General features: G+C 73.5%; 8 protein-coding genes and 1 pseudogene. 2 read left to right on the top strand and 7 right to left on the bottom strand.

Features of this window, described 5'->3' with window-relative positions; translation table 11 throughout:
• Positions 1-41 precede the first annotated feature (41 nt).
• Positions 42-1724, bottom strand: coding sequence for a serine/threonine-protein kinase (locus tag AC5L3C_RS08535; RefSeq protein WP_493648147.1), 1683 nt, complete (start codon positions 1722-1724; stop codon positions 42-44).
• Positions 1725-1928: 204 nt separating this feature from the next.
• On the opposite strand from AC5L3C_RS08535, the gene AC5L3C_RS08530 reads away from it, so the two are divergent.
• Both AC5L3C_RS08530 and AC5L3C_RS08525 read left to right on the top strand, forming a co-directional pair.
• Positions 1929-2450 (top strand): hypothetical protein, encoded by a 522-nt coding sequence (locus AC5L3C_RS08530; protein WP_493648145.1) that lies wholly within the window; start codon positions 1929-1931, stop codon positions 2448-2450.
• 107 nt (positions 2451-2557) lie between these two features.
• A complete protein-coding gene (locus AC5L3C_RS08525; protein WP_493648143.1) occupies positions 2558-3772 on the top strand; it encodes an MFS transporter in 1215 nt (404 codons plus the stop codon).
• Positions 3773-4448: 676 nt separating this feature from the next.
• Here AC5L3C_RS08525 and AC5L3C_RS08520 read toward each other — a convergent pair.
• The 6 genes and pseudogenes from AC5L3C_RS08520 to AC5L3C_RS08495 all read right to left on the bottom strand — a co-directional run bounded on the left by AC5L3C_RS08520 (position 4449) and on the right by AC5L3C_RS08495 (position 11460).
• A complete protein-coding gene (locus tag AC5L3C_RS08520; protein WP_493648142.1) occupies positions 4449-5678 on the bottom strand; it encodes an MFS transporter in 1230 nt (409 codons plus the stop codon).
• A 9-nt stretch (positions 5679-5687) separates the two neighbouring features.
• Entirely contained in the window at positions 5688-6155 is a 468-nt protein-coding gene (locus AC5L3C_RS08515; RefSeq protein WP_493653781.1) for a GNAT family N-acetyltransferase, read from the bottom strand.
• Between the two features lie 99 nt (positions 6156-6254).
• Positions 6255-7436: pseudogene (locus tag AC5L3C_RS08510) on the bottom strand (type III PLP-dependent enzyme domain-containing protein); the annotation flags it as partial.
• Positions 7433-8746, bottom strand: coding sequence for a DUF6271 family protein (locus AC5L3C_RS08505; protein ID WP_493648141.1), 1314 nt, complete (start codon positions 8744-8746; stop codon positions 7433-7435). The gene AC5L3C_RS08505 and the pseudogene AC5L3C_RS08510, both read right to left, overlap by 4 nt.
• Before the next feature lie 14 nt (positions 8747-8760).
• Positions 8761-9786, bottom strand: a complete 1026-nt coding sequence (locus AC5L3C_RS08500; protein ID WP_493648140.1) for a phytanoyl-CoA dioxygenase family protein — start codon at positions 9784-9786, stop codon at positions 8761-8763.
• A gap of 153 nt (positions 9787-9939) precedes the next feature.
• On the bottom strand, positions 9940-11460 hold the full coding sequence (locus tag AC5L3C_RS08495; protein ID WP_493648139.1) for a glycoside hydrolase family 3 protein: 1521 nt from the start codon (positions 11458-11460) through the stop codon (positions 9940-9942).
• Positions 11461-11693 lie beyond the last annotated feature (233 nt).

Below are 11693 nucleotides of genomic sequence, written 5' to 3'. Positions count from 1 at the left end.
GCCCGACAGCGGTCGGCGGGAACGAGGGGCCCTTCCGGCGATCAGCCCTGCCCATCGCCCGCCGGAGACTTCCACACGGTGACGTATCCCTTGTACGTCGGCAGTCCGTCGGCTCCCTCTCCCGGGATGATCTCGGTGACCTCCGCCTCCGCGATGTTGTCGTTGCTGGTGATCGAGCACAGGACGGTGCCGACCCTCACCTGCCGGCCCAGGCGCAGTTCGGCGGCGGGCAGCGGGTGGGACAGGACGGCCGTCTGCTGTTCCTCCGTGCAGATGGTGGTCCGCTCCCCGACGACCACGAGGAGGCTGCCCAGCCAGCCGTCGGAGTTGTAGACGAGCTCCGCGGGGCCCGGGAGGGCATCGCGTTCCAGGTACGTGGACCGGGGCACGTCGAGGTCCAGGTGGGTGGCGCGGTCGGACTCCGGGGGCGGGGCGAGGGTGAAGGGCTTGTTGGCGAAGACCAGTTGGTAGCCCTCCGGCGCGTGCGGCACGGGGCGCCCGCCGTCGTCGTCCTGCGCGGGCTGCTGCGACGCCTGCGACGGCGCGGTCGAAGGGGCGCCGGAGCTCTGCTGCCCGCTGCCCTCCGTCGTCCGCTCGCCCCCATCCCGCCCGATCGAGGCGACGGCGACGGCCGTGCCCGCCACGGCGAGGACGGCGGCCGCGGCGGCCAGCACCCGCATGCGCCGCACCCGCGACGCCGGCTCCGTGCGGAGGGGCACCGTGGACGCCGGGGGCATGAGCGGGGGCGGTCCGAAGCCGGCGGGCGCGGGCGGCGGCGGGGGAGGGCCGGCCGTCCGCACCCGTGCGGTGAGCCGGGACGCCTCCGCCTCCACCGACGCCACGGCGGAGGCGACGGGTCCGGGCAGCCAGTCGTCGAAGTCGGTCAGCGGCCGCCCGGCCGCGTCCTCGCACAGCGCCGCCAGTTCCGCCGCGTCCGGCCGGTCCGCGGGGTCGGCGGCGAGCGCGGTCAGCAGGACGCGTCGTACGGGCTCGGGACAGCCGTCGAGGTGGGGCGGGCGCGTGTCGGTACCGGCGATGGCCGCCGCGACGACCAGGCCGTCGCCGTCCCCGTACGGGTGGCGCCCGGTGGCCGCGACCGCGGTGAGCAGCCCCAGGGAGAACACGTCGCTGGGCGGCCCGGGCTCCCGGCCGCGCGCGTGCTCCGGCGACATGAAGCGCAGGGTGCCCACGAGGCCGCCGGTGGCCGTGAGGTTGGTGGAGTCGGCGGAGCGCGCGATGCCGAAGTCGATCAGCCAGGGACCGTCCGCCCCGATCAGCACGTTGCCGGGCTTGACGTCCCGGTGCACGTACCCGGCCGTGTGCACCGCGTGCAGCGCCCGCGCCACACACCCGGTGATCTGGAGCACGGTCGCGACCGGGAGAGGGCCGTACGCCTCGAGCACGGACCCCAGGTCCGGACCTGGCTGATACGCGGTGGCGATCCAGGGCTGCTCGGCCTCGGTGTCGAAGTCGAGCACGGGCACCAGGTGGTACCCGGCGACCTTCCGCGCCGCCTGCGCCTCCCGCGCGAAACGGCGCCGGTAATGCGGGTCCTCGGCGTGCTCCCGCCGGATGACCTTCAGCGCGACCGGACGGTTCCCGCGCGTCCGCGACAGATAGACCGTCCCCATGCCGCCCTCACCGAGACGGGCGTACAGCGGATACCCGCTGATCTCCCGGGGATCACCGTCCCCGAGCTCCTCCGCTCCCCCCACCAGCCGCATCCCGCACCCGCCTCCCTGGACCACCCCGACCACCACACTCGCCCGCAGCCTAACCAGCCCCCCGGCCCGGCACATGGGTACGACAACTCATTCCACGTGCTCGACCGCCGCCGGCCCGTTGGCCGGAAACCGAAGCGACTCCCCGCGCCCGGCGGAGACTTGATACACAGGATCACCGGTCTGAGCAGGAGGTGAGGCGTCCCGATGGAGCCGCTGGTGTACGGGCCCGCCGATGATGTGTTCTTCGGGGCGGTCGTGATCGAGCTCGATCACGAGGCCGGGACGCTGGAGGTGAGCGGGGGCGGGGTGCCGGCGGCCGCGATCCGGCGGACCCCGGGGGAGACGGCGGACAGTCATGTGCCGATCGGGACGCGCGACCCGCGCCGGCTCACCCTGGTCGTCGACGGTGCCGGGGAGACCCTGCGGCCCGCCAAGGGGTTCCTGACCCGGCGGTCGTACCGCGTGGAGGTCGTCTCCGCGGCGCGGGAGTGCGCGTACGTGCTGGTCCCGGACTCCCTCGGCACCAGCAGTCTGCTGCGGGACCGGAGGCGGCTCGGTGTCTTCACGTCGACCGGCGACGGGAAGGTGAGCGTGGAGTGGGAGCCCGGGTCCGCCCCGGAGCCGTACGACGCGTCCGTCGGATACGCGCTCGCTGCCGCGTTCGGCACCGGTGCCGAGCCGATGTGGAGACTCACCCTGGACGCCGTGCTCGATCTGTGGCCCTGAGCCGCGGAGGCGCGTGCCGTCGGGCTTACGGCGGCACCGTGTCCGGACGTGCAGGCCACCTGGGAGCCGGAGTGTACGAACGTACGCTCCGGAGGTAGGCTCCCCGCATGACCGTCGACGTACTGCTGCGGCCTACCCGGGCCGACCGGCGGGCCCGGGCGGCCGTGGCAGTGCTGTTTCTGACCAACGGGGCCCTGTTCGCCAACCTGTTGCCGCGCTATCCGCAGATCAAGGCCGACCTCGGCATCGGCAACGCCGCCTACGGGCTGGCCGTCGCGGCGTTCCCGACGGGCGCCATCGTGGCCGGTCTGACGGCGGGGGTGCTGGTGCGCCGGCTGGGTTCGGCGCGCGTCGCCGTGCTCAGCACCCTGCTGACGGGCGCGGGGGTCCTGGCGGCCGGACTGGCCGGGTCGGTGGCCCTGTTCGCGGCGGCGCTGTTCCTCGCCGGGGCCATGGACGCGATCACGGACGTCGCGCAGAACGCGCACGCTCTGCGGGTGCAGCGCCGTTACGGGCGCAGCATCATCAACTCCTTCCACGCCATCTGGTCCATCGGCGCGGTCACCGGCGGCGCCATGGCCGCCGGCGCGATCGCCCTCGGCCTGTCCCGGGGGCAGCATCTGCTCATCTCGGGCGTGCTGTTCGGCGCCGCCGCGTGTGTCGCGCTGCGGTACTGCCTGCCCGGGCCCGACACGGAGGCGGCGGCCGGGGAGGAAGGCGGCGGGGACTCCGTGCCGCGGCAGCGGGGCGAGGCGGCGACCGTGTCACGGCGCACCGCCTGGGTGCTGGCCGCGCTCGTCCTCATCGCCACCGCCGGGACCCTCGTCGAGGACGCCGGCAACTCCTGGGCCGCGCTGTACCTCTCCGGCTCGCTGAACGCCTCGGTGACGCTCGCGGCCTGCGGGTTCATCGCCCTGGTCGGGGCCCAGTTCGTCGGCCGGCTGATCGGCGACCGGCTCGTGGACCGGTTCGGCCAGCGGCAGGTCGCCCGTACCGGCGGGCTCGTCGCGGCGGTCGGCATGGGCCTGGCGCTGGCCGTGCCCACGGTGCCGGGGACGGTCCTCGGCTTCGCCGCGGCCGGCTTCGGCGTGGCGACGCTCGTCCCCGCGGCGATGCACGAGGCCGACGAACTGCCCGGCCTCAAACCCGGATCCGGGCTCACGATCGTCTCCTGGCTGATGCGCCTGGGCTTCCTGTGCTCCCCGCCGGTCGTCGGCCTCGTCGCCGACGCGACCAGTCTGCGCGTGGGCCTGCTGGTGGTCCCGCTCGCCGGGCTGCTCGTCGTCGTACTCGCCCCGGTACTGCGGCTCCGGCGCGCCTGACCGGGGGCCTGGCGGGGTGCGGCCCCGGTACGGCCGGACGCGGCCCGGGGCGGTGGGGTGGTGCGGCAGGGCGAGGGTTCCGGTGGCCGTCGCGAGCCCGAAGCCGGTGAAGGAGGGGGGCGGCGCGCGCACCGGTTCGTCCGAAGCCGGTTGCTCCCGTGTGGCGTGCTGATGCGGAGAACCGCCTCGGATCCGGAGCACGGCTGAGGGGACGTGGGGCGTGCACTGGTGTGCCTTGCCGAAGGCGGCCGCCCTCGCGCGGCGGGCCGATGCGGAGAACCCGCGGCTGTCGGGTCCGGTGTGCGGCGGCAGGCGGTGCGAGAGGGGGGCTCGGGGTGTCTCGCCGAGGGCGGCCGTTTTCGTGGGGCGGGCTGATGTGGAGGACCGCGCCTTCTCGGGTCTGAGTACGGCTGAGGGGCGGCGGCCCCGGTCGCTTCCGGATGGTGGCTGGTGCCGGGGCCCGCAGTCCACGGCACGGGGTACGGCCGAGGGGCGGCGGCGTGTGTACGCGGTGTGTTTCGGCGGGGTTCGCCGGTTTCCTGGGGCGGCCGGTGATGAGAGCCGCCCACGGGGCGGGAGCACCGGACCCTGCGCGGTACCGGAGGGTGACGGCGGCACCCGGGCGGGGGTGGGCCGGGGGCCGCCGTCAGGTTCGCCGGGTGGTGTGACCGGGCGCTCAGGCGGCCGGTGTCGTGCGAGGGGTGTGCCAGCTGCGGTGGCGGGCGGTGAGCGAGACCAGGAGGGCCGAGACCGCCACCACGGCCATGCCCACCGTCAGGTCCGTGTGGCCCGCCACGAAACCGATCAGGGCCGGGCCGGCGAGCAGCCCCGTGGTGCCCATGGCGGCGACCAGGGTCAGCGCCTGCGGCCCCTCCGCGGCGGCGGCGACGTACAGGCACGGGGTCACCGTCGCCATGCCGAGCCCCACGCAGGCGAAGCCGACCAGCGCCGGCCAGGTGCCGCCCGTGACGAGGGCGAGGCCGAGCCCCGTGCCGGCTACCACACTGCCGACCCGGACGACGCGCGCGTCGCCCCAGCGCTCCCGCCAGCGGTCGCCGAGCAGGCGGGCCAGCACCATCATCACGGAGACCACGGCGATGCCCAGCGGCGCGAGCCGCGCCGACGCCCCCGTCTCCTCCGCGAGGTACAGCGTCGACCAGTCGGTCATGGCGCCCTCGACGACCGTGCCCAGCATCATGGCGAAGCTCAGCCACAGGGCCGCCTGCCCGGCGCCGGTCAGTTTCCGCAGCCCCTTGGCCTCGTGCGCGGCCTTCGCCGGCTCCGACTCCTCCGGCGCACCGCCGTCATCGGTCAGCAGACCGGGCCGGGCGGCGGCCAGCAGCAGGACCAGCAGCCCCGCGCCGAGGGCGAAGTGCGCGGCCAGGGCGTGCGTCACGGCGTTCATCCCGGACGCCAGCAGCGCACCGGCGAGTTGGCCGCCGCTGAACGTGGCGTGCAGCTGGGCCATCGTGGTCCGCCCGTACCGGGACTCGAGCGCCGCGCCCTGCGCGTTCATGGCGACGTTCAGGCATCCGACGGCCACGCCGTCGACGAAGACCACCGCCAGCACGAGCGGGTAGTTCCCCGCGGCGGACAGCGCCGGCAGCACCCCCACCAGGCACAGCCCCGACCACAGCGCCAGCTGCCGGGAGCCGAGCCGCTTCATCAGATGGGCGACCAGCGGGAACGACACCGCCGCCCCGACCCCGCAGGCCATCAGCAGCAGACCGACCCGGGTCTCGTCGAGGTCGAACCGGTCCTTGAGCGCGGGGAGCCGGGAGACCCAGGTGGCGTACTGGAAGCCGAGGAAGCAGAACAGCGCCGCCGTGGCCATCCGGCCCCGCCGGAAACCGGCCGGTGCCGGGGAGGCGGACTCGGACGGGGGTGCGGGTGGGGATGCGGACATCAGTGCTCCTCAGTCCCGGGCGGCGGGGCCGCCGGAGGTCCGGCCCGGAAGCGGGCAGTACATGTAGGCGGCGTTCTCGCCGTAACCGGTGGGAGGCGCGACGCCCGGCTCGGGCCGGAAGCCGTGGTTCGACCAGAAGCCCTGCGTGCCGCCCACGGAGATCAGGGAGATCCGGTCGTAGGTCCCGCTCGCGGCGGCCGTCAGACGGCGCAGCAGTCTGCTGCCCAGCCCCCGGCCGCGCAGGTCCTCCGCGATCACCATGTCGTGCAGGTGGAGATTGCGGGGACCGGAGCCGTGGACGAAGGACTCCTCCTCGGCCCGGGTCAGGTCCGGGTACCGCGACGGCGGGTAGGGCAGGGAGAGGAGGTAACCGGCGATCCGGCCCCCGGCCTCCAGGACGAAACAGGTCTCAGGGGAGGCCCGGCCCCGGGACTCCAGCGCCTCCCGGCCCTCGGACAGCGAGACCGGCGCGTACACCGCCGCCTCGAGGGCGGCGATCCCCGGCCAGTCCGCCGCGGCGACGGGACGGATCCGTACGCCGTCCCGCGCCGGCCGGCCGGCCCCGCCCGCCGTGCCGTCCGCCGGGGCGACGTCGTCGGCCCGTACGCAGACATGGGGGAGCGGAAGGAAGCCGTTGAAGCCCTGGGTCATGTAACCGGCGGCGTAGGCACCGGCGGACATCACCCAGACCGGGTTCCCCGACACCAGGTCCTTCGGCACCCGCACCCGGCCGTGCTCGTGCGCGTAGGCGTCGTCGCTGTCGCAGGTGGGACCCGCGACGACGGCGGACACCGTCTCGGCGTCGTCCGGATGGTCCGGGAAGAGCAGCGGATACTGCAACTGGTCCATCTCGTACAGGCCGTTGAACTTGCCGCAGCTCAGATACAGCCAGTACTCGGGCCGGCCGCCGGACCCGGTGCGGGACGTCAGCCGGGACACGTGCGCCCGGATGGCGCCGTGGTCGGCCACGAGGTGGCGTCCTGGTTCGAGCAGGACGTCCAGGGGGGCGGGGGAGAGGTCCCGCAGCCGCTGCACCCCCTCGCGCAGCACCGCGAAGATCTTGTCCAGCGGGGGCTCGAGCCGGTTGCCCCTGCGGTCGCTGTAGCCGAGCGCGGGCAGACCGCCGCCCAGGTTGACGTGGTCCGGCACGATCCCCCGGCCGTGCAGGGCCGTGAGCACGTCGGCCAGGGTGGCGAAGGCCGACTGCCAGCCCTCGGTGGTCATCTGCTGCGATCCGACGTGCACGGACAGCCCGGCGGGGACGAGCCCCGCGGCCCGGGCCGCCGTCATCACCCGCACGGCGTCCTCCGGCGAGCAGCCGAACTTGTGGCTGAGCCCCCACAGCGCCCCCTGCCCGCTGGTCGCCAGCCGGCAGAACACCCGGGCGCCCGGCGCGTGTGCGGCCAGGGCCGCCACGTCCTCCAGGCTGTCCGTGGCGAAGGTCCGGATGCCCAGCCGGTAGGCCTCGGCGATGTTCCCGTCGGACTTCACGGTGTTGCCGTAGTGGATCCGCTCCGCGGGCGCCCCGGTCGCCAGGGCCCGGACGATCTCCCGGGGGCCGGCCGCGTCGAAGCCGGAGCCCCGCTCGGCCAGACACACCAGGACCTCGTCCACGGGACACGCCTTCATCGCGAACCGTATGCCGGCGCCCGGCAGTTCCTCGGTCAGGGCGTCGAACCGGCCGGCGATGCCGTCCAGGTCGTAGATCAGCCGGTCCTCGGCGGAGTCCGCGAGGGCGCTGTGGAGGGTCGTGTTCACCGGGAAGTGCTCCGCACGTCCGTGCGCCGTGCCGCCGCCACCAGGGGCTCCCAGGCCTCGATCAGCAGCCGGAAGTCCTCGGTGTCCTCCGCGGCCTCGTCCAGCAGGCGCTGCCGGTCCGCCTTCATGGCGCGCGCGAACTCGTCGTACTTCCCGCCCAGCCGCGCGTACGCGGAGGCGACCGTGTCCAGCCGCCGCTCGTTCTCCGTACGGTCCAGCCGCACGCTCTCGCCGAGGAACGCGGCGAAGGGCGCGGGGTCGAGCCGCCCGGCGTCGTCCAGCAGGGTGGCACCGGCGTCGCCCATCCGCTCGTAGACGTAGTGGAGGTAGAGCATCGACAGCAGGAACTTCACGAACCGGGTCTGGTACGCCATGAAGCCGGCGTGCGTGCGGCGTTCGCCGGTGTAGTAGTTCTCGATGTGCCGGTTGTGCAGGACGCCGGGCAGCCCGGCGTCGTACACGGCGTGGATGAGGAAGTAGTCGCTGCCGATGGTCGCGGTGGCGGGCGGCAGCGGCAGCCGCTCGTACACGTCCCGGTCGAAGGCGATGTTGGACATGTCGACGCGCATCGGGTCGACCAGGGTCAGCGTCGAGTGGTCGCCCGTGAAGGGCAGTGTCCCGGCGCCCTTGAAGGACTCCTCGACCAGTTCCTGCCGCTGCTCGGCGCTCCAGTGGCCGGGCGCCCAGAGCCCGACGACCTCCTCGTACACCTCCTTGTCGAGCTCCTGGATCTGGCCGATGTCGACGGAGAGTTCGCCGATGAAGGAGGCGCCCACCATCGACACGGTGCGGTCGGCGATCGCCGGGTCCAGCTGCACCTCCGTGACCGCGACGACGGCGTCACGGGCCTGTTTGCCCAGGGAGGCCAGCTCGTGGTGGATGGGGTGGACGGGCTCGCCCTCGAAGATCTGGTAGCTGCAGTCCGAGTCGCGCCGGTGCACCGAACGGCAGCCCAGCGCGGCCGCGATCACAAACGCCCGGTTGGTGCAGGCGCCGTACGACAGCGCGTCCGGGAGCATGAGGTCGAGGACCCGGTCCGGGTCCGCGAGCGCGGCCCGTTCGATGGCGGCGCGCAGGAACTCCCGCTGGGCGGACTCGTCGAGATGGTGGACGACCACGCCGGGCTCCTCGGGGAGCGCGGCGGCCGTCCGGGCGTGCGCCGCCCGGGTCGCCTCGTCGGAGGAGTCGAGGATCAGCAGATGCACCTCGACGTCGAAGGTGCGGGCCGCGTCGGCGGCTTCGGCGCCGATGGCCGTGATGGTGGCGGAGCACTCCCGGTTGGTCGGGAGGGTCAGACATATCCGGTGCATGTCGGTTCCCCGCCTCATCGTGTGCGCTCGTGCCAGGCGTCGAGCCCCAGCAACTTGCGTCCCAGGCCGTCTAGTTCGGCGGGGCCGTAGCGCAGGGACTCGTGCTTGGTCGCGTCGCCGACCAGGGTCGCGTTCCAGTCCGGCGTGCTGAGCGTGCGCCAGGACTCCACACGGGACGTGCGCAGTTCCTCGTGCTCCTCGAGGGCCGGCATCATCGACAGGTACTGCACCGCACGCACCCCGTCGGCCGAGGAATTGCCGGCCACCCCGTGCGCCAGCATGCCGTTGAAGATCAGCAGGTCACCGGCCTTGAGCTGGGGCCGGATCACCGGGAACTCCGAACGGTCGGTCCCGGGGCGGATCGGGTCGCGGTCGGCGGGCTGCGCGATCTTCCACTCGTCGAACCGGCGGAAGAGCTCCGGGGAGCACTGGAAACCGCCCTGGTCCGGTTCCGTGTCGGTGAGGGCGATGATGCCCTGCACCCGCTGCGGCGGCACGCTCGCCGTGGTGTCCACGTCCCAGTGCAGCTCGATGTCGAAGCCCTCGTCCGTGGGGTCGATCAGGGAGCGCGAGCGGTTCTTCACATTGGGCGGGTTGAGGTTGAGGCGGTCCAGCGTGCACCAGAGTTCCTCGCAGTCCCAGACGTCCACGAAGGCGTCGTAGACCCGCTGGTTCTGGCGGCTGTCCCAGATCAGCTGGTGGTGGTACGCCTCGACGAAGCCGTAGACGTACAGGTCCCGTTCGAGGTCCGAGCGGAAGGTGCGCTCCTCGTACCAGGTCTCGGGGCGCTGCGGGTCCAGGCCCTGGAAGTCCCAGGCGAACTCCAGGAGCAGCTTGGCCGCGTCGCGGGAGATCGCCTCCGGGACCACCACGTAGCCGAGGTTCTGCCAGGACGCGAACTGTTCCTCCGAGAGCACCCGCAGCGGCAGGTCCTTGTTCAGGTGCCGCAGCTGCGTCTGGGCGAGGTAGGTCTCACCGTCGGCGCTGAAGTAGGGGCGCTCCGAGGCGGCGCGGTGTAAGAAACGGTGGTGCGTCGTCATGCGGTTACTCCGGAAGAATCGGGATCACTCACTGCATGCGGACAGGGGCGGGAACAAAGGGAACAAAGGGGGAGTGGGTAGCGAGGACAGGGGGCGAGGCAAGAGGGCATGGCGGGGCGGAAGGTGACGGGGGAGCGGTGACCGGCCGCGTCGTTACGGTCCGGATCGGCCCACCAGGACCTCGGCCGCGGCGATGCCCGACACGCGTGTGGCGCCGTGCGTCGCCAGGTACACCGCGCCGGGGCGTTCGCCCGTGGGTACGCCCATCTCGACGACGAGCGCGTCGGGCCGGCGGCGGACCAGGCAGGCGAGCGCGCGGGTCATCCATGGGTAGCGGGCGGCGTCGCGGACGACCACCACCAGCGGACGGCCGTGCGCAGGGCGCAGCGCCAGCCGGTCCAGCACCTCCTCGCCGTCCTGGAGCCGGTGTTCGCCGATCCGGACGGACGTGGTGCCCGGGCGCAGTGTCTTCAGGGGTTCGGCCACGCCCCAGGGGGTGGTGGGGTCGATGGCGCGGGTGGGGGCGGGAGTCAGCTCCACCACATGGGGGGCGTCCACGAGCGGGAACGCCGTGTCCCGGTCCGGCCTGTGGTGGACGCGCACGGCCCGCCGGGCCACCGTCAGCCCGATGCCGGGGGTGCCGCCGGCATCGGGAGCGGTACGGCGCAGGGAGCCCGCCCACTGGGCGAACTCCCGTACCCGGTCCGCCGCTTCGGCCAGCCGCTGCTCCGGCAGGGCGCCGGTCAGGACGGCGTCCACCAGAGCATCGGCCAGCCGGGCCACGGTCGCCTCGTCGGCGTTCTCGCTGCCGAGGCAGACCGCGTCCGCACCGGCGGCGACGGCCCGGACCGTGGCATCCGGCATGCCGTAGCGGTCGGCCACGGCACCCATCTCCACGGCGTCGGTCACGACCAGCCCGGTGAAACCGAGCTCGCCGCGGAGCAGGTCCTCGACGACGAAGCGGCTCAGGGTCGCCGGCCACCGGTCGTCGTAGGCGGGTACGAGCAGATGCGCGGTCATCACGGCCCGGGCCCCCGCGTCCATGGCGGCGATGAACGGCGGCAGCGCGGTCAGCGCGAGGGTGCCGGCGTCGGACGGGACCCGGGGCAGCCCGTGATGGGAGTCGACGACGGTGTCGCCGTGGCCGGGGAAGTGCTTGGCGCACGCGGCGACGCCCGCCGACTGCAGCCCTCGCACCCAGGCGGCGGCGTGCCGGGAGACGACATCGGGGCGCGCCCCGAAGGAACGCACCCCGATCACCGGATTCAGCGGGTTGGTGTTGACGTCGGCGCTCGGCGCGTAGTTCAGGGTGATGCCGGCGGCGTGCAGCTCCCGGCCGACGTCGCGGGCGACCTGCTCGGTGACATCGATGTCGTCCAGCGTGCCGAGCGCCAGGCTGCCCGGACGGGACGCCCCGGTGCGGGCCTCCAGCCGGGTGACGTCGCCCGCCTCCTCGTCCACCGCGATCACGAGGTCGGGGTTCTCCGCGTACAGGGCGGTAGTGAGCCCCGCGACCTGTTCCGGGCCCTGGATGTTGCGGCCGAACAGGACGACGGAGGAGAGTCCTTCGGATATCCGCCGGCGCACCCAGCCGGGCACCGCCGTCCCCTCGAAGCCCGGCTGGAGCACGGAGTGCGCCCACCGCAGCAGTCGCGGGCGGCTGCGCTGTGCCATGCGGGTACCTCCGGACAGGGACGAACACACGCTCCCGAGTGAGCGGGGACGCGCCGAGCACTTGGTTCAGACCAGGCTAGATTGGCCTATACCAATAGCATGTGTCAAGGAACGTCGGAGGCTTGGCCGGAAGCTCAACACGAGCCCCGTTTCTGCCCGTTGCTTCACCGGAGCGGCGTCGTCCGCGGCACCGCCGGGGCCGGACGGATTCTCCTTGACACCCTGCTTGGTCT

The organism is Streptomyces speibonae, from assembly GCF_984686075.1.
The sequence above is the reverse complement of the archived record's forward strand: the minus strand, read 5'-3'. Positions and strand labels throughout refer to the sequence as shown.